The 19,969-nt window shown below is 73.2% G+C and carries 19 protein-coding genes and 1 riboswitch; of the genes, 8 read left to right on the top strand and 11 right to left on the bottom strand.

Features of this window, described 5'->3' with window-relative positions; genetic code table 11:
* Window positions 1–54 precede the first annotated feature (54 nt).
* Window positions 55–498, top strand: coding sequence for an ATP-binding protein (locus tag AB0C59_RS07140; RefSeq protein ID WP_363001481.1), 444 nt, complete (start codon window positions 55–57; stop codon window positions 496–498).
* Here the strand turns inward: AB0C59_RS07140 and AB0C59_RS07135 are convergent.
* From AB0C59_RS07135 to AB0C59_RS07100, 8 genes are all read right to left on the bottom strand, one after another.
* Complete coding sequence (locus tag AB0C59_RS07135; RefSeq protein WP_363001479.1) at window positions 491–1,891, bottom strand: right-handed parallel beta-helix repeat-containing protein; 1,401 nt, start codon at window positions 1,889–1,891, stop codon at window positions 491–493. The two genes, AB0C59_RS07140 and AB0C59_RS07135, sit on opposite strands and share 8 nt — an antisense overlap.
* Before the next feature lie 90 nt (window positions 1,892–1,981).
* Window positions 1,982–2,671, bottom strand: coding sequence for a YoaK family protein (locus AB0C59_RS07130; RefSeq protein ID WP_363001477.1), 690 nt, complete (start codon window positions 2,669–2,671; stop codon window positions 1,982–1,984).
* Between the two features lie 127 nt (window positions 2,672–2,798).
* Complete coding sequence (locus AB0C59_RS07125) at window positions 2,799–3,215, bottom strand: transglycosylase SLT domain-containing protein (RefSeq protein WP_363001475.1); 417 nt, start codon at window positions 3,213–3,215, stop codon at window positions 2,799–2,801.
* Window positions 3,216–3,547: 332 nt separating this feature from the next.
* Window positions 3,548–4,378 carry an ECF transporter S component gene (locus tag AB0C59_RS07120; RefSeq protein ID WP_363001473.1) on the bottom strand — a complete coding sequence of 277 codons (831 nt, stop codon included), beginning with the start codon at window positions 4,376–4,378 and terminating at the stop codon, window positions 3,548–3,550.
* A complete protein-coding gene (locus AB0C59_RS07115) occupies window positions 4,375–6,285 on the bottom strand; it encodes an ATP-binding cassette domain-containing protein (RefSeq protein ID WP_363001471.1) in 1,911 nt (636 codons plus the stop codon). The genes AB0C59_RS07120 and AB0C59_RS07115 overlap by 4 nt, the downstream gene beginning before the upstream one ends.
* Window positions 6,282–7,367: a CbiQ family ECF transporter T component gene (locus AB0C59_RS07110; protein WP_363001469.1), complete on the bottom strand. Its 1,086-nt coding sequence runs from the start codon at window positions 7,365–7,367 to the stop codon at window positions 6,282–6,284. Before AB0C59_RS07110 ends, AB0C59_RS07115 begins: the two co-directional genes overlap by 4 nt.
* A gap of 2 nt (window positions 7,368–7,369) precedes the next feature.
* Window positions 7,370–8,032: an SCO2322 family protein gene (locus AB0C59_RS07105; RefSeq protein WP_363001915.1), complete on the bottom strand. Its 663-nt coding sequence runs from the start codon at window positions 8,030–8,032 to the stop codon at window positions 7,370–7,372.
* Complete coding sequence (locus AB0C59_RS07100; protein WP_363001467.1) at window positions 8,032–9,261, bottom strand: prenyltransferase/squalene oxidase repeat-containing protein; 1,230 nt, start codon at window positions 9,259–9,261, stop codon at window positions 8,032–8,034. The genes AB0C59_RS07105 and AB0C59_RS07100 overlap by 1 nt, the downstream gene beginning before the upstream one ends.
* A gap of 104 nt (window positions 9,262–9,365) precedes the next feature.
* Window positions 9,366–9,508: riboswitch (cobalamin riboswitch) on the bottom strand.
* 104 nt (window positions 9,509–9,612) lie between these two features.
* Between AB0C59_RS07100 and AB0C59_RS07095 the strand changes: the two genes are divergently transcribed.
* The gene (locus AB0C59_RS07095; protein WP_363001465.1) at window positions 9,613–10,386 is read left to right on the top strand and encodes a glycosyltransferase; all 774 of its coding nucleotides are present in this window, start codon (window positions 9,613–9,615) and stop codon (window positions 10,384–10,386) included.
* Window positions 10,387–10,574: 188 nt separating this feature from the next.
* Here AB0C59_RS07095 and AB0C59_RS07090 read toward each other — a convergent pair whose 3' ends face one another.
* Window positions 10,575–11,498 carry a zinc-binding dehydrogenase gene (locus AB0C59_RS07090; RefSeq protein WP_363001463.1) on the bottom strand — a complete coding sequence of 308 codons (924 nt, stop codon included), beginning with the start codon at window positions 11,496–11,498 and terminating at the stop codon, window positions 10,575–10,577.
* A gap of 90 nt (window positions 11,499–11,588) precedes the next feature.
* Between AB0C59_RS07090 and AB0C59_RS07085 the strand changes: the two genes are divergently transcribed.
* On the top strand, window positions 11,589–12,032 hold the full coding sequence (locus AB0C59_RS07085; RefSeq protein ID WP_363001461.1) for a MarR family transcriptional regulator: 444 nt from the start codon (window positions 11,589–11,591) through the stop codon (window positions 12,030–12,032).
* Between the two features lie 158 nt (window positions 12,033–12,190).
* On the opposite strand, the gene AB0C59_RS07080 is transcribed toward AB0C59_RS07085, so the two are convergent.
* A complete protein-coding gene (locus AB0C59_RS07080) occupies window positions 12,191–13,237 on the bottom strand; it encodes an MBL fold metallo-hydrolase (protein ID WP_363001459.1) in 1,047 nt (348 codons plus the stop codon).
* A 214-nt stretch (window positions 13,238–13,451) separates the two neighbouring features.
* On the opposite strand from AB0C59_RS07080, the gene AB0C59_RS07075 reads away from it, so the two are divergent.
* A complete protein-coding gene (locus AB0C59_RS07075; protein ID WP_363001457.1) occupies window positions 13,452–14,918 on the top strand; it encodes an aldehyde dehydrogenase in 1,467 nt (488 codons plus the stop codon).
* Window positions 14,919–14,921: 3 nt separating this feature from the next.
* Complete coding sequence (locus AB0C59_RS07070) at window positions 14,922–15,155, top strand: ferredoxin (protein WP_363001455.1); 234 nt, start codon at window positions 14,922–14,924, stop codon at window positions 15,153–15,155.
* Window positions 15,156–15,704: 549 nt separating this feature from the next.
* On the opposite strand, the gene AB0C59_RS07065 is transcribed toward AB0C59_RS07070, so the two are convergent.
* Complete coding sequence (locus AB0C59_RS07065) at window positions 15,705–16,313, bottom strand: TetR family transcriptional regulator (RefSeq protein ID WP_363001453.1); 609 nt, start codon at window positions 16,311–16,313, stop codon at window positions 15,705–15,707.
* A 176-nt stretch (window positions 16,314–16,489) separates the two neighbouring features.
* Between AB0C59_RS07065 and AB0C59_RS07060 the strand changes: the two genes are divergently transcribed.
* The 3 genes from AB0C59_RS07060 to AB0C59_RS07050 are packed head-to-tail and all read left to right on the top strand — an operon-like array spanning window position 16,490 to window position 19,760.
* Window positions 16,490–17,956: a glycosyltransferase family 4 protein gene (locus tag AB0C59_RS07060; RefSeq protein ID WP_363001451.1), complete on the top strand. Its 1,467-nt coding sequence runs from the start codon at window positions 16,490–16,492 to the stop codon at window positions 17,954–17,956.
* On the top strand, window positions 17,950–18,693 hold the full coding sequence (locus tag AB0C59_RS07055; RefSeq protein WP_363001449.1) for a class I SAM-dependent methyltransferase: 744 nt from the start codon (window positions 17,950–17,952) through the stop codon (window positions 18,691–18,693). Before AB0C59_RS07060 ends, AB0C59_RS07055 begins: the two co-directional genes overlap by 7 nt.
* Window positions 18,690–19,760 carry a prenyltransferase gene (locus AB0C59_RS07050; protein WP_363001447.1) on the top strand — a complete coding sequence of 357 codons (1,071 nt, stop codon included), beginning with the start codon at window positions 18,690–18,692 and terminating at the stop codon, window positions 19,758–19,760. Before AB0C59_RS07055 ends, AB0C59_RS07050 begins: the two co-directional genes overlap by 4 nt.
* Window positions 19,761–19,969: the final 209 nt, after the last annotated feature.

Raw genomic sequence — 19,969 nt, 5'->3', positions numbered from 1 at the left:
CAGGTTGTATTGAGCCTGTGGCCGAGCGTAGTCGCCTGGCGCCAGTCTCGTCCCATGAACGAATTCTTTCCCTCGGCTCTTCTGGCGCCGGGCTCCCCGCACTACCGCATGAGGCTCGTCGTCGGCGAGCACTCCGCCCGGCACATCCGCCGGGTGGTCCGCTCGCTGCTGGCCGAGTGGGGGATGGGCGACGTGGTCGACGCAGCCGAACTCGCCGTCACCGAACTGGTCGCCAACGTCGTACGCCATGTCCCCGACCGGCGCTGCACCGTCCTGGTGGTGCGCCGCAGGACCGGTGTCCGGGTGGAGGTCGCGGACGGGTCGCCGGGGTTGCCCGTGGTGGTGCTGCAGCAGCCCGAGGATTCGGAGGGCGGGCGGGGGCTGCTTCTGCTGGACGCGATCGTGGACAAGTGGGGCGTGGACTTCGGGGGGCCGGGCAACGGCAAGGCGGTGTGGTTCGAGTGCCGTTCCGCCGGCCCGGCCGCGGCGGTCAGGTGACGCAGCCGGTCACGATGACGGGGCTGCGCAGGCAGTTGGTGGGGGTGTTGTCGGTGAAGGTGTTCGTGCCGTTCAGCGTGAACTGGACGTTGGTCCAGATGCCGCCCGGAGCGGGGGTGGTGGGCGCGGTGTTGGTGCTCACCGTGGAGTCGGTCAGGGAGACGGGCGTGGTCTCGTTGTAGAGGCCGGCGGCGTAGGCGCCGGTGCCGGCGACCTTGTTGCCGTCGATGTGCGAGTCGCTGATGTCGAGCCCGTCGGAGCGGCTCCACACGCCGCCGCCGTGGGAGTAACGCCCGCTGGCGAGGTTCCCGGTGACGTTCACGGTGTCCAGGGTCAGCGTTCCGGCGAACTGGGCGATGCCGGCCCCGGCGGCCTGCGTGCCGACGAGCGAGTTGCGGGTGATGTCCGCGTCCGTGATCGTGACGTCGCCGTCGGCCTCGATGCCGCCGGCGGCCGGACCGCTGGGCGCCGCGGCGCTGTTGCCGGAGATCGTGGAACCGGTGATGTGCAGGGTGCTGCCGCTGCCGCTGTAGACGCCTCCCGCGAAGGACTCGTGGATCGCCCGGTTGTCCAGGATGCCGCTGCCGGTGATCGTCGTGTTGCCGCCGTCCAGGTCGAGGCCGCCGCTGAACTCCCGGCCCGTGTTGTTCGCGATGACGCTGTCGGTGATGGTCAGGGTCTGGGCGGCCGCCTCGGTGTTGATGCCGCCGCCTCCGATGGCCCGGTTGCCCCGCACGGTGGTCCGCAGCAGGGTCACCGTGCCCTCGGCGTCGATCCCGCCGCCCTCCGACCCGCTGGAGTTGTCGCTGACCCGGCTGTCGGTGAAGCCGGCGCTCCCGGTGTTGTCGACGCCGACCCCGCCGCCGTACACGGTGCTCCGGTTGCCCTGGACGCTGACGGTGTCGGCGGTCAGGGTGCCGCCGCCCTGGACCACGATGCCGCCGCCCTGGGTGGTCGTGGAGCCGCCCATGACGGCGAGGTTGTCCAGGTGCAGGCCCGCTCCGGCGCTGACGTCGAAGACGCGGAAGGTGTCGGTGGCGGTGGGGTCGCGGCGGATCGTGGCGTGGTGGCCGTGGACGACCACGTCGGCGGCGGTGATGGGCGGCAGGCCGTCCTCGCCGGAAGCGGCGCTGGTGAGGCTGTAGACGCAGTGGTCGGTGAGGTCCAGGACGTTGTCGCCGCCGCTGTTGGCGGTGTTGATCGCGTTGACCAGGTCGAGGGTGGTGCAGTCCACGGTCGCCGCGTGCGCCACCGGAGCGGCCGGGAAGACGACCGCGGTCACCGCCGCCGCGACACACACGGCCGCCGTCCGGGCCGTCCGTGTCCTCCGTGCCGTCCCGGGCTTCCGGGGCTTCCGGCCGAGGGCGATGCCCCGTTTCTGATGCCTCGTCATGCCTGTATCCATACCGCCGCCCTGGTGGCGTACGGTCCTTGGCTCGCAACGCCACTCGGCTGGGCGACGAGGGGTCACCTGGAGGGCGGCTCACTCGCGGCCGGTCACCGTCACCGCCAGGGCCGCCGTCGTGAGGGACGCGGCCAGCAGCGCGGCGGGCAGGCCGTGATGGATCATCAGCCAGCCGCCGATCACGGCGCCCAGCAGCAGGGACAGCACGGAGGCGACGCGGCGCGCGGTGCCGCCCTCGGCGGGGGAGTCGGAGGCGAGTTTGGTGAGCGTGGTGGTCAGGACGGTCGTCGCCATCAGGTCCGCCACGCCCAGCTTGCGCACCGTCGCCACGCGCAGCCCCATCGCGTACGCCGTCAGGGCGATGGCCGCGTAGCGCGTGCCGTGGGTGTCCGGGGCGTGCGGCGCGGTGAACGCGACCGCCGCGGCCACACCCACGAGGACGGCCTCCACACCGAAGGTGATCCGCGTCCACGCGCGGCGCGACGTCGTGCCGTACCGCCGCTCCGTGAGCCCGCCCGTCACCGCCCCCGCGAGGAACGACGCCAGGGAGACCAGGGAGTGGGGGACCGAGAAGCCCGGGGCCCCGGCGGCGGCGAAGCCGAGGATGACGACGTTCCCGGTCATGTTCGCGGTGAAGACGTGCCCGAGGCCGAGATAGCTCGCCGCGTCGATGAGACCGCTGACCACGGTCATCACCAGGAGCGCGGGAACGAGGCGCAGGCCGCGCGCCTTCGGTGACGGGTGCGGGGGAGGGGTCGGCGTCGCCATGGGCACCAAGTGCAGCACGTGTGGCCCGCGCGCACGGTGCGGGAAACGCCGAAGGCGGCGACCCCGGGGTGGGGGTCGCCGCCTTCGGCGGTGCTGGGTGCCGTGCCGGGTGCTGTGCCGGGTCGGCTCAGTACCAGTGGTGGGTGGACCAGAAGTTCCAGGCGCCCACGGGGCTGCCGTAGCGGGAGTTCATGTAGTCCAGGCCCCACTTGATCTGCGTGGCCGGGTTCGTCTTCCAGTCGGCGCCGGCGGAGGCCATCTTCGAGCCGGGCAGCGCCTGGACCAGGCCGTACGCGCCGGAAGAGGCGTTCGTGGCGTGCATGTTCCAGCCGCTCTCATGGCTGACGATCTTGTTGAACGCGTCGAACTGCGCGGCGTCCGGGATCATCTGGTGCGCGATCGCCTGGGCGTTGGTCGCCGAGTCCGGGGTGGCGGCCATGGCGGTCCCCGAGCTGAGGGCCACACCGGTCGTGGCGGCGACCACGGCGGCGGTGACGAGGGCCTTCTTCGGGGAGGCGATGCGGCGGATGAAGGAGACGGACACAGAGCACTCTTTCGTCGGGGACAAGGGGCCGCCGGGCACACGGGATCCACGGGGCACAAGCCTGCGGAGGTGGTGTGCCTGGGTGCCTCGGCCCTGGTGGGGACCGGTGGCTCCCGGCGACGTGTTCCAGAGAAGCAGCGACGTGGAATGTCCGCAATGCCCCCCTCTTACTAGGGGTGGTCGTGTGGGCCGGGGCGGGCGGCGGGCGGTCCCGTGCCCTGGATGGGCCGGGGCGGGTGCGGGGCTACGAGGCGGAGCCGTAGGTGACGGGGCTCACGTGGGGGGCGTCACCGTTTACGTCACGCAGGGTGCGGGCAGACCGCACGGAGCGCTCAGGAATCGGCGTCGTCGAAGCCGACCGGGGCCTCGAACGCCGCGCGGCGGGTCGCCCGGCGCAGGGCCTTCAGGATCGCCGGACCCAGGGACGCGGTCAGGACCACGGTGATCACCGCCCGGCCCAGGTCCCAGCCCAGGGACGTGGTCGTGCAGAACGCGGCGAAGCGGGTCAGGTTGGTGGCCAGGTCGGCGTGCGGGTCGAAGGCGATCCCCGAGGCCAGTTCGCTCATGTAGGGCCAGCCCACCAGGTTCATCACCGTGCCGTACGCGAACGACGCCAGACATCCGTACACCGCCAGCATCGCCACCTCCCAGCGGCCCCGCAGGCGGTCCGGTCCCGGGAGCAGCCCCGCGCCCAGCGTGAACCAGCCCATGGCCAGCATCTGGAACGGCATCCACGGCCCCACCCCGCCCGTCAGCAGCGCGGACGCGAACATGGTGATGGTGCCGAGCACGAAGCCGAAGCCCGGGCCCAGGACCCGGCCGCTCAGCACCATCAGGAAGAACATCGGCTCGATACCGGCCGTTCCGGCGCCGACCGGGCGCAGGGCGGCGCCGGTCGCGGACAGCACGCCCAGCATCGCCACCGCCTTCGGGCCGCCCAGCCCGGATTCGGAGATCGTCGCGGCCACGACGGCGACCAGGAGGACCAGCACGCCCGTGAACAGCCACGGGGCGTCCTGCGCGTGCGCGCCGAGCGCGGAGTCCGGGTCCGCCAGCAGGGGCCAGCCGAAACCGGCGACGCCCACCGCGCTGACCAGGAGGACGGCGGCCGCCGAGCGCGGGCCCAGGCGGATCGGGCGGGCCCGGGGAGTCGTGTCCGTCATGGCTGCAGGGCCTTTCGGACCTGGGCCACCGTGAGCCACTCCTGCGGAGCCAGGATCTTCGTCACCTGGGGGGCGAAGGACGGGGAGGCCACGACCACCTCCGCCGCCGGACCGTCCGCCACCACCTCGCCCTCCGCGAGGATCACCACACGGTGGGCCAACTCGGCGGCGAGTTCGACGTCGTGCGTGGCCAGGACGATGGCGTGGCCCTCGGCCGCCAGCCCGCGCAGCACCGTGACCAGGCGGGCCTTCGCCGCGTAGTCCAGGCCGCGCGTCGGCTCGTCCAGGAGCAGCAGCCCGGGGCGGGCGGTGAGGACGACGGCCAGCGCCAGTGCGAGGCGCTGGCCCTCCGACAGATCCCTCGGGTGCGCCTCGTCCCCGACGCCCGGCAGCAGCTCCGAGACCAGGGCCCGGCACCGGCCCGGCTCCGCGCCCGCGTCCTGGTCCGCCGCCGCGCACTCGGCGGCCACCGTGTCCGCGTACAACAGGTCCCTCGGCTCCTGGGGGACCAGGCCCACCCGGCGCACCAGGTCGCGCGGGGCCGTGCGGTGCGGGACGGCGCCCCCCACGCGCACGCTGCCGTGCGCCGGCTCGACCAGCCCGACCAGCGCCGACAGCAGCGTGGACTTCCCGGCGCCGTTCCGCCCCATGAGGGCCACCGTCTCCCCGGGCACCACGGTCAGGTCCACCAGCCGCAACGCCTCGACCCGCCCACGCCGCACAGCCAGCCCGACGACGGCCGCGGCAGGAGTGGTACCCGCCGAAGAAAGAGCCGCCGCCTTACGCCCGAACAACCGACGACGCGAGGGCGCCGGGGCCGCCGGAGTGGCCGGAGCGGCCGGGGCCGTCGGGGGCTCTGGGGTCGCCGGGGCACCCGGGGCCGCTGGAGCCGCCAGGTCGGCCGGGGCCGCCGGGCTGTCCGGAGCCGCCGGAGTGGCTGGGGCCGTCGGGGTCGCCGCGGGCTCGGGGGTTGCCTGGACCGCCGGGACCGCCAGGGCGTCCGGGACTGCCGGGGCGTCCGGAGCCGCGGGGGCAGCTGGGGCCGTCGGGGTTGCCGGGGCGGCCGAAGCCGCCGGAGGTGCAAGGCGGGGGAACGGGACTCTGGCTGCCAGGGTTTCGCGTAGGGGGCCCGCTTGGCGGCGGGCGTCGCGGATGGTCAGGGGGAGCGGGGACCAGCCCGCGAGTCGGCCCAGGTCCACCACCGGTGGACAGACCGGGGACACCGCCATCACCTCCGCCGGGGTGCCCACGACCGGGCCCGGCAGCAGCACGACCTGGTCCGCGTACTGCACCACCCGCTCCAGCCGGTGCTCCGCCAGCAGGACCGTCGTCCCCAGGTCGTGGACCAGGCGCTGCAGCACCGCGAGGACCTCCTCGGCCGCCGCCGGGTCCAGCGCCGAGGTCGGCTCGTCCAGGACCAGCACCTTCGGGTGCGGGGTGAGCACCGAGCCGATCGCGACCCGCTGCCGCTGCCCACCGGACAGCGTGGTGATGGGCCGCCCGCGCAGCTCGGCCAGCCCGAGCAGGTCCAGGGTCTCCTCCACCCGGCGCCGCATCACCGCCGGTGCCAGACCCAACGACTCCATGCCGTAGGCGAGTTCGTCCTCCACCGTGTCCGTCACGAAGTGCGCGAGCGGATCCTGGCCCACGGTGCCGACCACGTCGGCCAGCTCGCGCGGCTTGTGGGTGCGGGTGTCCCGGCCCGCGACCGTGACCCGGCCGCGCAGCACACCCCCGGTGAAGTGCGGCACCAGCCCGCTCACCGCCCCGAGCACCGTCGACTTGCCGACCCCGGACGGCCCGACGAGCAGCGCCAGTTCACCCTCCGGGACCGTGAAGTCGATGTCCCGGACGGCGGGTTCGGCGGCGCCGTCGTACGTCACGGAGACGTTCTCGAAGCGGATCACGAGGACTCCTCGGGGACGGGGGCGACGAACGCGGGCAGCAGACCGAGCAGCACCGCCGCCGCGGGCAGCAGGGGCAGGGACGGGGCCGTGAGGGGGACGACACCGGGATGCAGGGCCCCGGGGTCGCGCACGGCGGCCAGGGACAGCAGCGCCGCCGCCGCGATCCCGGACGCGGCGGTCACCCAGGCCCGCACGCCCCACAGGTCCGGACGGTAGCGGGTGCGCGGCGAGCGCCTGCCCCCGAGCTTCAGCCCGGCGAGCGCGGCGGCCAGCCCGGCCAGGAGCACGGGCAGACCGTAGGTGCCGCCCTCGGCGGTCAGCAGCCCGTACGTGCCCGCGCACACCCCCAGCAGACCGCCCAGGGTGAGCGCGGCCGTCGTACGGCGCACGGCGGGCGCCACCTCGGCGGTCCGGCCGAAGCCGCGCGCGTCCATGGCGGCGGCCAGGGCCACCGAACGCTCCAGCGCGCCCTCCAGGACCGGCAGCCCCACCTGCAGCAGCCCGGCGACCCCCCGGTCCGGCCGCCCGCGCAGCCGCCGCGCGGCCCGCAGTCGCCGCACGTCCGCGACCAGATGCGGGGCGAAGGTGAGCGTGACGACGACCGCCACCCCCGCCTCGTACAGGGCGCCGGGAAGGGACTTCAGCAGCCGGGCCGGGTTCGCGAGGGCGTTCGCGGCGCCCACGCAGATCAGCAGCGTGGCCAGCCTCAGACCGTCGTAGCACGCGAACACGAGCGCCTCGGCGGTGATCCGGCCGCCGATGCGGATGCCCTGCGCCCAGTGCGGCAGCGGCACCTCCGGCAGGGTCACCAGCGTGTGCGTGCCGGGGATCGGCGAACCGAGGGCCACCGCGAAGAACAACCGGATCGCCAGCACCGCGAGCCCCAGCCGCACGAACGCCGCGTACGAACGGGACCAGGGGGCCGAGTGCACGCGGCGGGCCGCCACCACGTAACCGGAGACGGCGACGAGCAGGGCCAGCAGGAGCGGGTTGGTGGTGCGGGTGGCCGCGACGGCGAGCCCGAGGGCCCACAGCCACCAGGCGGCGGGGGGAAGCGCGGCGCTCCGTGGAACCCTGGCCATGGTCAGCGCTTGCGGCGGCGGGCCTGGGCGAGGATGCCTATGCCGAGTGCGGCCACGACGGCGGCGCCGACGTAGAGGTTCACGGAGGGGCCGCGGTGGTGCGCGGCCGGTGCCGCCGAGGGCGCCCGGGAGGGCTCGGACGTCGCCGTACCGGAGACCTGCTCCCCGCAGCCCTGCTCGGGATAGCCCGCTATCGCGCACAGCAGCGCGTTCATGTCGTAGCGCAGCGGCTTGGCCACCGAGGCGAGCGCCTCCGCCGTCGTCGCGTCCTCGGGGACGCGGGCGCAGGCCGTCCGCGGGGCGGGCGGCCTCTCGCCCGAGGGCGCGTCCGCCGCCGTGCCGAAGTCGAGGACGAGCGCGACCCGCTTGTCACCGCCGTGCGCCGGGGTCCCCGCGCAGATCGCGGCGAAGTCGGCGGCGCCGCGCGGCCGGGTCGCGTCCTTGGAGTCCACGCTGACGGCGAACCGGAAGCCCTGCACGTCCCCGTCGTCAGGGCGCGCGGTCGACGGGCCCTCGGTGGCGTACGTCCAGTGGCCGCCGTCCCGGTCCCAGAAGGACCAGTAGCGGTAGCCGGCGGCGTGCGCCGGGCCCCCGCCCAGCAGCACCAGCAGGGCCGGTGCGAGCAGCAGGGCGAGGGCGGGGCCGGCGCGGCGGATCGCTGGGATCACTGCGTGCGCTTCCGGCGGCCGGAGAGCAGGAAGCCGATGCCGACACCGGCGACGAGACCGACGCCGATGATCCACCACAGGGTGGTCGTGGAGCCGCTCTTCTCGTCCTGCTCGGCGGACTTGGCGTGCTCGCCGGAGGCCGCCTGCGGGGCGGGGCCGGTCGCGTTCAGCGCGGCGACCACGTCCGTGCCGCCGAAGTGGCGCGGGTCGGCGCCCACCGCGTGCGCGGCCAGGACGAGCTGGGCGTAGGCGGCCGGGCCGCTCGTCTTGGCCCAGGCGCCGGCGTTCTTCTCCAGCCAGGCGTACTGCTTCTGCGCGGCCTTCGCACCACCCTGCGCGGCGAGCGCGACGACGGCGTCGGCGGTGTTGCCGTAGTCGGGCTGGTCGGTGGCGCCGGGCATCACCGACATGAGGTGGCCGTTCTCGGCCGTGGCCTGGGCGAGGTAGGCGGCGCCGTTGCGGGCGACCTCGGCGGGCGTGGGCTTCTTGCCGGAGGCGGCGGCGCAGGCGCCGGCCTTCGCCGTCCCGGCCGTGGTGACCAGGCCCTTGCCGAGCGCGCCCAGCACACCGGCGGCGGTCGCGTCCGCGTTCGGCGCGAGGGCGCCCTTCTTGTCGGGCTGGAAGGCGAGAGCGCCGCCGTCCTTGGCGCAGGGCAGCGAGAACGCGGCGAGCAGGTCGTAGGGCGAGGCGCCGTCCTTGACGACCTTGGCCGGGTCCTCGCCGGTGGCCGCGAGAGCGCCGATCACGACGGAGGTCGAGTTGGTGTCGCTGGGGCCGCCCGCGTTGTAGCCCCAGCCGCCGTCCTTGTTCTGCGCGGACTTCAGCCAGGTCACGGCCTTGCCGGTGGCATCGTCGTGGCCGCCGAGCGCGGCGAGGGCCTGGACGGCGGCGGCGGTGCTGTTGGTGTCCACCATGACCTTGGCGTCGCACGCCGTGGCGGCGTCCGCGCGGAACGCGGCGAAGGCGCCGTTCGCGCACTGCTGCCCCGTGAGCCAGCCCACGGCGCTCGCGGCGGGCTTCTCACCCGCGGTGTGCTGCGCGAGCAGGGACAGCGACTGGCGCCAGACGCCGTCGTAGGTCGGGTCGGCGCTGCCGTACAGACCGGCGGGTATCTTCACCGACGGCGTCGCGGACGGCGCGGGGGTGGCGGCGACGGCGGGTACGGCGGCGCCGAACACGGCGGCGGCGGTGGCGGTGAGCGCCACGGCGCTGCGGCGGACATTCATGATCGGCGGGTGCCTCTCCCTGCGGGGGAGCCGGGCGCGCGGGGAGGACCCGGGCGGCTCGGCTCCGTATACCTCGACGGTGCCGCGCACCGTGCGGTACGCGTGAGCCGGTCACGATCCGAGCGGGGCAGTCCGGCTCACCGCCCCCTCGGGGGTGGTTCACGGTTGCGGGTCAGCGCCGGATTCGCACCGGCTTCCCCCCGTACGGGTGTGATGACGACGCGGCCACTCTACCGGCAGGTAAGAACATCCCCCGAGGACGTGCGTCACAGGGCCACCCCAGGCTCCGGGCGTCGTATGCCTGCGCAGTGTTTGAATGGGCCGTCGTTCTGCCGAGCAAGGAGAAACGCTGTGCCCCTGGTGTCTGTCGTGATGCCCGTGTACAACTCGACAGCCACTCTCGGCGCAGCGGTCCGGTCGGTGCTCACGCAGACCCACGGCGACCTGGAGCTGCTGGTCACCGACGACAGGTCGTCCGACGACTCCATGGACCTGCTCATGGAGTTCGCCCGGCAGGACGAGCGGGTCCTGCCGGAATCGGCACCCGAACAGGGCGGTGCCGGCCGGGCACGCAACCTCGCCATCGAACGGGCCCGGGGCGACTACGTCGCCTTCCTCGACAGCGACGACATGTGGCTGCCGGAGAAGGTCGAGCGGCAGATCGCGTTCGCCGCGGCGGGCAGTGCGCCGCTGACGTTCACCTCGTACTTCAAGATGGACGCCGACCACGAGGGCGAGAGCACCGACTTCGTCCCGAACGGGCGGGTCGTCCGCGCGCGGGAGCACGTGGACTACCGCGCGATGCTGGTCCAGGACCACATCGGTGCCCTGACCGCCATGTACGACCGCAACGTCCTGGGCACGAGGCTCATGCCGGAGATGCGGAAGCGACAGGACTACGCCCTGTGGCTGTCGATCATGCGCGACGGCGCCGACGCCCGGGGCCTTCCCGAGCCGCTGGCGGTGTACAGGGCCCACCGGGCGGGATCGTTGTCCTCCAACAAGCTCTCGCTCGTCCGGTACAACTGGGAGCTGTACCGCGAGCACGAGAGGCTGTCCGTCCCGCGGTCGACGCGAGCGCTGGCCGGCGCCGCGTGGCAGTCGCTGCGCAACTCGCGGATCTAGGACTTGGCCGGTCGATCACGTGCGGAGCCAGACGACGAGGGCGGCTGCGGTGATGGTGCCGAGACGGACGCATCCGCGTTCGTCGTAATCGGGTGGCGGCTGCTCTGGCGTGCGTGAGCGTGTTGATGGCCCGTTCGACGGTGTTCCGTTTCCTGTGCTGCTCCTCGTCGCAGGCCGGTGGACGCCTGCTAGGGGACAAGGACGACCTTGCCGAGGTTGCGGCGCTGCTCGATGAGGGTGTGGGCTCGGGCGGCATCGGCGAGGGGGATCTCCTCGTGCACGGCGGTGCGCAGAATGCCTGCGTCGCGCATCTGCCAGAGCTCGCACAGCCAGCGGTCGTAGAGTCCGGGATTGCCGGCAGCGATGGCGCGCATCTGGAAACCGATCATTGAGGCGCCGCGGACCAGGAGTTCGTACGCCTCGACCGTGCCACCGCCGGAGCTGAAGGCCACCAGTCGGCCGCCCGTCGCGAGGGCCCTCACAGCGGGGCCGAGAAGGTCGCCGCCGACGCCGTCGAGAATCACGTCGTACGGGGCGCCCCAGTCGGCTTCCTCGTAGAGGACGACCTCGTCGGCGCCGAGCCCTCGGACGAAGTCGGCCTTGTCGGCGCTGCTGACGGCGGCGACGACGCGTGCCGCCCCACCGGCCTTGGCGTACTGGAGGGCCAACGTGCCCACACCGCTGGCCGCCGCCGTGACGAGCACCGACTCGCTGGGCTCCGTACGGGCGGCCTCGTAGGCGCCGCGCGCCACCAGACCGCTGCGGACCAGGGCGACCGCCTCCACGGCGGTCGCGCCGTCCGGAATCAGGGAAGCCATGGAGGTGTTCAGGACCGCGAATTCGGCGTAGGCGTCGGCGAAGCACAGCCCGGTGACGCGGTCTCCCACGCGGAAGGCGGTGACTCCCGCGCCCAGGGCGACGATCTCCCCGGCGACCTCGCCTCCGAACGGGATCGGCTCGCTGCCCTCCCGCACCTTGCGCACGGTGGGCAGGGTCACCCCCACTGCCTCGACCCGGATCAGCACCTCCCCGGCGTCTGCTTCGGGTCGGTCGACCTCCTCGGCGAACAGCACTTCGGGCCCACCGTTGACCTCATGGCGCATGCGCAGCACAGGACCTCCCCCGTCCGAACTCATTGGATGCCCCAACGATAGGGGCAATGTCGTTGGGAAGTCCAATGAACTTTTCGGTAGGCTCAGCTCATGACCTCGGACCTCCAGCGCATCCAGTCCCTGCCGACGTGGCTCGTCGGCCGTGTTGCGGCCCGAGGCCGGGGGATGGTCGCCGACGCGATCGCTGCCGAGGGGCTGAAGCTCATGCACCACGCGGTACTGGCCGCCACGGCCGAGTACGGGCCCGTCGCTCAGGCCGACCTGGGCCGCCGGCTGTCCGTCGACCCCAAGGACATGGTCGGTATCCTCAACCACCTCCAGAAGGGGGGCCTCGTCCTGCGCGCCCCCCACCCCTCCGATCGCCGCAAGAACGCCGTCACCGTCACTCCGGAGGGTGCGGCCGTCCTCTCCCGCTGCGGGGCCCTGGCCGAAGCCGCCAATGTCGAACTGCTGGCACCACTCACCCCGGACGAGCAGAAGCATCTGATGGCACTGCTGACCCGGCTCCACGAAGCAGCGGAGAGCCCGGCCTGATCCCACATGGCCGAGCCCTCCTTCCTGACCGCCGTCCGAGAGTCGTACAGCACGGTCGCGCCTGCCTCGTGGCCCGCAAACCCGCAGGGTCCTGACGAGGCTCGTGCCCGGACCGACCCTCCGATGGCGGTCTTGAGGGCAGAGCGCGCCCGCCGGGCTCAGGTCCGTAGGGCGATGTACGTCGCCGGGTCCGAGCCCGGTACCTGTTCCGCGCGGCCCTGTTTCACCAGTCGGCGCAGGTGGGCCTCGGCCTCCGAGACCGCGATGTGGCGGGAGCCGTAGGGGATCTGGTCCCAGGGGCGGTTCCACTGCATGCGGGTCGCGAGCTGCCAGGGGGTCAGCGGGGTGGACAGGAGGGCGAGCAGGCCGGTCAGCCGTTCCTCGTGGTGGTCCAACAGCTCCCCCACCCGGCCGCCCGCGTCCACGAACGCGTACTGGTGGGCCGGCAGCACCTCCGCGACCCCGAGCCGTCCGACGCGCTCCAGGGAGTCGAGGTAGTCGCCGAGCGGGTCCGTGACGGTGAGGTCGTCCGGGTCCTCGTACAGGCCGATGTGCGGAGTGATCCCGGGCAGTAGGTGGTCCCCGGAGAACAGACGCCCACGCCCCGGGAGCCCGGAGGGATGCTCCTCCTCCAGATGCAGGCAGACATGGCCGGGCGTGTGCCCCGGGGTCCAGATCGCGCGCAGCCGGCGGCCCGGCAGGTCGAGGAGTTCACCGGGCACGATCTCGCGGTCGGGCAGCGAGGGCGAGAACCCGGGCATGCCGGCCCGGCCGCGCGCGGAGCGCAGCGGCGCCACGTGCTCCTCGGGCGCCCCGGCCGCCGCCAGCTTCGCGGCCATGTAGGCGAACCAGCGCTCGGGCGGGTTCTCGCGGGTGCGCCGTACGACCGCGGTGTCCGCCGCGTGCATCGCGACCCACGCCCCGGACGCCTCCCGGACCCTGCCGGACAGGCCGTGGTGATCGGGGTGGTGGTGGGTGACGACGACGCCGACGATCTCCTTGGGCGAGGTGCCGCACCGGGCCAGGCCCGCGGCGAGGGTGTCCCAGGACTCCGGGTCGTCCCAGCCCGTGTCCACCAGCACCGGGCCCCGGTCGGTGTCCACTACGTAGACCAGCGTGTGGCCGAGCGGGTTGTCGGGGATGGGGACGCGGAGCGACCGTACGCCGCCGCCGTGATCGGCCGCGACCCCGGCCTCGGGTGCCACGCGCTTCCTGGGTTCCACCGGTTCCCCGTTCGCCGCCTCGCGCTCCCGGCCCACTATGAACGAGAACGCGTTGCGACGGTAGCCCTGGGCACCTTCCGGACCTGTGTCCCGTCCGTGGACTCCGGCGGCCGGAACTGGTATCAGTTCATCCATATCTGATGAGCCGTCAGGTCACCGGATCGCCCAAAGGCAGTCCCTGGGGAGGCAGTCGGTCATGACCGAACTCGTGGAGCACGGACAGCTGTACATCGGCGGGGAGTTGACCGACCCCCTGGGCCGGGACGTCATCGAGGTCGTCTCACCGCACACGGAGGAGGTCATCGGGCGCGTCCCGCACGCCTCCCGGGAGGACGTCGACCGTGCCGTGGCCACCGCGCGCCGCGCCTTCGACCAGGGACCCTGGCCGAGGGCGACGCTGGAGGAGCGGATCGCGGTCGTCACCCGGATCAAGGACGCCATCGCCGTACGGCACGAGGAGATCGCCCGCGTCATCTCCGCCGAGAACGGCTCCCCGTACTCCTGGAGCGTCCTCGCCCAGGCGCTCGGCGCGATGATGGTGTGGGACGCGGCGATCACGGTCGCCCGGAACGCCACCCACGAGGAGCGGCGCGACGGCGTCCTCGGCCGGATCCTCGTACGGCGCGAGCCGGTCGGGGTCGTGGCGGCCGTCGTCCCCTGGAACGTGCCGCAGTTCGTGGCCGCCGCCAAGCTCGCGCCCGCGCTGCTCGCCGGCTGCACCGTCGTGCTCAAGCCGTCGCCCGAGTCGCCGCTTGACGCCTACCTCCTCGGGGAGATCGCGCGCGAGGCCGGGCTTCCGGAGGGCGTGCTGTCGATCCTGCCCGCCGACCGCGAGGTGAGCGAGTACCTCGTGGGACACCCCGGCATCGACAAGGTGTCCTTCACCGGCTCGGTGGCGGCCGGCAGGCGGGTGATGGAGGTCGCCGCCCGCAACCTCACGCGCGTGACACTGGAGTTGGGCGGCAAGTCGGCGGCCGTCGTGCTGCCGGACGCGGATCTCGCCACCACCGTCGCCGGGATCGTCCCGGCGGCCTGGATGAACAACGGCCAGGCGTGCGTCGCCCAGACCCGCATCCTGCTGCCGCGCTCGCGCTACGACGAGTTCGCCGAGGCCCTGGCCGCCGCCGCGAGCGCGCTCGTGGTCGGGGACCCGCTGGACCCGGCGACGCAGGTCGGGCCGCTGGTCGCCCGGCGCCAGCAGCGGCGCAGCCTGGACTACATCCGCGTCGGCCAGGAGGAGGGCGCCAAGATCCTCGCCGGGGGCGGGCGGCCGGCGGGCCTGGAGCGGGGCTGGTACGTCGAGCCGACGCTCTTCGGCGACGTCGACAACTCCATGCGGATCGCCCGCGAGGAGATCTTCGGCCCGGTCATCTGCCTGCTCCCGTACGGGGAGGAGGACGACGCGGTGGCGATCGCGAACGACTCCGAGTACGGGCTCAGCGGCAGTGTGTGGACGGCCGACGTCGAGCGCGGCATCGAGGTCGCCCGGCGGGTGCGGACGGGGACGTACTCCGTGAACACCTTCAGCCTCGACATGCTCGGCCCCTTCGGCGGCTACAAGAACTCCGGTCTCGGGCGGGAGTTCGGGCCCGAGGGGTACGGGGAGTACCTGGAGCACAAGATGATCCACCTTCCGGCCGGGTACGAGCACGGGGAGGCGTAGCGCATGGGCGACCGCTGGCACGTCGAGGTCGACCGCGCGCTCTGCATCGGCTCCGCCCAGTGCGTGCACCGCGCGGCGGGCGCCTTCCGCCTCGACTCCGCCCGGCAGTCCCATCCGGTCGAGGCGGACGCGGACGCGGCGGAGCAGGTGCTCGAGGCGGCGGAGAACTGCCCGGTGGAGGCGATCACGATCACGTTGGCCGGCAGCGGGGAGGCCGTGTTCCCGCCCGAGGAGTAGGCCCTCAGGATGTGCCCGAAAAATTTGGCTCTGGGGTGGTCTGTCCGGCCTGGAAAGGGCTATCCTGAAAGTCGCCTACGAGGCGAGCGAGGAAGCTCGACCGGAAGCTGCCGACTTTGGCGTGAGGCATGTGAATCCGCCGGGGCCGACAGAGGTCGGCCGAGGGGCTGGAAGGGCCGAAAAGACCCCAAGGCCGTCCGGACCCGTCTCGTAGGTTCTCGTGTGCCGACCGTTGCCGGCCGCGGGCCCGTCGTGGCCACTCGCGCAGTTCCCCGCGCCCCCAGCGGCGCGCTCCGCGCGCATCGGGACGACGGCGATCAGGCTCGACGCCCCAGCACCTGCCCACCGGCCCGGGCCACGCCCTTCGGGGGTGCGGGGAACTGCGCAAAAACCCACGACGCCCCAGCACCTGCCCACCGGCCCGAGCCGCGTCCTTCAGGGGCGCGGGGAACTGCGCGAATCCCGCCACGCACCAGCACCTGCCCACCGGCCCGGGCCACCTCCCTCAGGGGTGCGGGGAACTGGGCGGGCGGTTCGGCCGGGCCCCGGTCACCGGGACTCGGGGGTGTCGATCAGGCGGCAGACCGTTTCGATGTCGATCTTCACCTGTGCGATCGACGCCCGCCCCGACAGCCACGTGATCAGCGCCGAATGCCACGTGTGCTCGATCACCCGCACCGCCGAGAGCTGCTGCGGACTCGGATCGTCCAACCCCACCGCGTCCAGGATGATCGCCGTCGTCTGCCGCGAGACCTGGTCCACCTCCGGCGACACGCTCCGGTCGGCGAACGTCAGCGCCCGCACCATCGCGTCGGCCAGCTGGGGCTCCCGCTGCAACGCCCGGAACGCCCGCATCAACGTCTCCGCCACCCGCTCCGAGGCCGTCGCCCCGGCCGGCGGCTTCTTGCGCAGCGTCCCGTGCATGTGCGCCAGCTGGTCCTGCATCGTCGCGACCAGCAGATGCACCTTCGAGGGGAAGTAGCGGTACAGCGTCCCCAGCGCCACCTGCGACAGCTCGGCCACCTCCCGCATCTGCACCGCGTCGAACCCGCCCCTGCCGGCGAGCTGCGCGCTCGCGCGCAGGATCCGGCGGCGGCGCGCCTCCTGCCGCTCGGTGAGCGGTGAGGCACTGGTGGGCACCTTGGCTTCCGCGGGCATCGCTGGGGTCCCGTTCCGTGACAGTCGTCGGCCGTGGCGTGAATCACCTGATCCAACGCTCACAGTGGCAGTACCTGCCGGTAGATTCAGAGGCTCTACGATCAAGTCTGAAACTTGTTCTAGATTACCGTCCCGTCGTAGTCTCGCGGGAAATGGCAGGGAAGAAGGGGCCAAGAGTGACCGCTGAGGCCTGGGAGACGGGTCCCCAGGAGGGCCCCGCCGCCGACGGGCTCCGCCCGTTGCGCATCGCGCTCCTCACGTACAAGGGAAACCCGTTCTGCGGTGGCCAGGGCGTGTACGTACGGCACCTCTCGCGCGAGCTCGCCCGGCTCGGCCACCACGTCGAGGTGATCGGCTCGCAGCCGTACCCCGTTCTGGACGAGGGCGAGGACCTCGCCGGACTCTCCCTCACCGAGCTGCCCAGCCTCGACCTGTACCGCGCCCCGGACCCCTTCCGCACCCCCGGCCGCGGCGAGTACCGGGACTGGATCGACGCCCTGGAAGTCGCCACGATGTGGACCGGCGGCTTCCCCGAGCCGCTGACGTTCTCGCTGCGCGCCCGCCGCCTGCTGCACGCCCGCCGCGGCGACTTCGACGTGGTGCACGACAACCAGACCCTCGGCTACGGCCTGCTCGGCGAGGTCGGCGCGCCGCTCGTGACCACCATCCACCACCCGATCACCGTGGACCGGCAGCTGGAGCTGGACGCCGCCCAGGGCTGGAAGCGGCGCGCCTCCGTGCGGCGCTGGTACGCCTTCACCCGCATGCAGAAGCGCGTCGCCCGCCGCCTGCCCTCCGTGCTCACCGTCTCCGGCACCTCCCGGCAGGAGATCGTCGAACACCTCGGCGTGGAGCGGGACCGCATCCATGTCGTGCACATCGGCGCCGACACCGACCTGTTCTCCCCGGACCCCTCGGTGCCGCAGGTGCCGGGGCGGATCGTGACCACGTCCAGCGCGGACGTGCCGCTCAAGGGACTCGTGTTCCTCGTCGAGGCGCTCGCCAAGGTGCGGACCGAGCACCCGGCCGCCCATCTCGTGGTCGTGGGCAAGCGCCCCGAGGAGGGACCGGTCGCCGCGGCCGTCGAGCGCTACGGCCTCGAAGGCGCCGTCGACTTCGTCAAGGGCATCTCGGACGCCGAACTGGTCGACCTGGTGCGCTCGGCCGAGGTGGCGTGCGTGCCCTCCCTCTACGAGGGCTTCTCGCTGCCCGCCGCCGAGGCCATGGCGACGGGCACCCCGCTCGTGGCCACCACCGGCGGCGCCATACCCGAGGTCGCGGGCCCGGACGGCGAGACCTGCCTCGCGGTGCCGCCCGGCGACGCGGGAGCCCTGGCCGCCGGTCTGAGCCGGCTGCTCGGGGACCGGGACCTCAGGGTCCGGCTCGGCCGGGCGGGCCGGGAACGGGTCCTGGGCCGCTTCACCTGGGCCAAGGCCGCCGAGGGCACGGTGGCGCGGTACCGGGAGGCCATCGCCGCCTCGGGCGGCGCCGCGCACGGTGCCGGGGCACCCGCCGTCCCCGCGGCCCCGGCCGCGCGGACCCAGGCCGTCGTGGGCGCGACAGCCGCCGCGTCGGCGGCGGACACCCAGACCGACACCGACCGTTCCGACCGCTCCCACCGTGAAAGCAGGGCCACGTGCTGACCGTCGACTTCTCCCGGTTCCCGCTCGCCCCGGGCGACCGTGTCCTGGACCTCGGGTGCGGTGCCGGACGGCACGCGTTCGAGTGCTACCGGCGCGGTGCCCGGGTCGTGGCACTGGACCAGAACGGCGAGGAGATCCGCGAGGTCGCCAAGTGGTTCGCCGCCATGAAGGAGGCGGGTGAGGCGCCCGCCGGCGCCACCGCCACCGCCATGGAGGGCAACGCCCTCGCGCTGCCCTTCCCCGACGAGTCCTTCGACGTCGTGATCATCTCCGAGGTCATGGAGCACATCCCGGACGACAAGGGCGTGCTCGCCGAGATGGTCCGGGTGCTCAAGCCGGGCGGACGCATAGCGATCACCGTCCCGCGCTACGGCCCCGAGAAGGTCTGCTGGGCCCTGTCCGACGCCTACCACGAGGTCGAGGGCGGCCACATCCGCATCTACAAGGCGGACGAACTGCTCGCGAAGATCCGCGAGGCGGGCCTCAAGCCGTACGGCACCCACCACGCGCACGCACTGCACGCGCCCTACTGGTGGCTGAAGTGCGCGTTCGGCGTCGACAACGACAAGGCGCTGCCGGTGCGCGCGTACCACAAGCTGCTGGTCTGGGACATCATGAAGAAGCCGCTGGCCACGCGGGTCGCCGAGCAGGCGCTGAACCCGCTGATCGGCAAGAGCTTCGTCGCCTACGCGACCAAGCCGCACCTGCCCCGCGCCACCGAGGCGGACGCCGCGTGACCACTCCCCGGACGGAACACCTGGTCCTGCCCGGGGTCCTCACCGCGGAGCAGGCCGCGCTGACCGTGCGCGGCATCCTGTCGCTCCAGCGGGAGGACGGGGCCATACCGTGGTTCCGCGGACACCACCTCGACCCGTGGGACCACGTCGAGGCCGCCATGGCGCTCGACGCGGCGGGGGAGCACACGGCGGCCGAACGGGCGTACGAGTGGCTGGCGCGGCACCAGAACGAGGACGGCTCGTGGTACGCCGCGTACGCCGACGGGGACCCGCACGACGTCACCGACCGCGGGCGCGAGACGAACTTCGTCGCCTACATCGCCGTGGGCGTCTGGCACCACTACCTCGCCACCGGCGACGACACCTTCCTGGACGGCATGTGGCCGACGGTGTACGCGGCCATCGAGTGCGTCCTGCGGTTGCAGCAGCCCGGCGGGCAGATCGGCTGGAAGCGCGAGGACGACGGTACGGCGACGACGGACGCGCTGCTGACCGGCTCCTCCTCGATCCACCACGCGCTGCGGTGCGCTCTCGCGATCGCCGAGCAGCGGGAGGAGGCGCAGCCGGACTGGGAACTCGCGGCCGGCGCGCTGCGGCACGCGATACGGCGGCACCCGGAGCGGTTCCTCGACAAGGACCGCTACTCGATGGACTGGTACTACCCGATCCTCGGCGGCGCCCTGACGGGCGAGGAGGCCAAGGAGCGGATCGATGCGCACTGGGACCGGTTCGTGGTGCCCGGGCTGGGCGTGCGGTGCGTCGTGCCCAACCCGTGGGTCACGGGCGGGGAATCGGCCGAACTCGCGCTGGCGCTGTGGGCGATGGGCGAGTCCGACCGGGCGCTGGAGATCCTCCAGTCGATCCAGCATCTGCGGGACGCGGAGTCCGGGCTGTACTGGACGGGGTACGTGTTCGACGCCGGGGCGGTCTGGCCGGAGGAGCTGACCAGCTGGACGGCGGGGTCGCTGCTGCTCGCGGTGGCGGCGCTGGGGGGCGACGAGGCGACGTGCGCGGTGTTCGGGGGGGAGCGGTTGCCGTGGGGGCTGGCGCCGGACTGCTGCGGCTGACGTTGCACTGGCAGCACCGGGTTCCACACCCCTGAGCATCCCAGCGGGCCGGTGGCCGGTTTCGCGCAGTTCCCCGCGCCCCTGATCGTGCGACCCCAGGCCGGTTCATCGCCTGCGGGCCGGTGGCCGCTTTTCGCGCAGTTCCCCGCGCCCCCACCGCCCTTTGGCCGTCCTCGGCATCACCGACCGCGCCCTCACCCCGCACCACG

This window comes from Streptomyces sp. NPDC048664, from assembly GCF_040650555.1.
Taxonomy (GTDB): Bacteria; Actinomycetota; Actinomycetes; order Streptomycetales; family Streptomycetaceae; genus Streptomyces.
The sequence above is the reverse complement of the archived record's forward strand: the minus strand, read 5'-3'. Positions and strand labels throughout refer to the sequence as shown.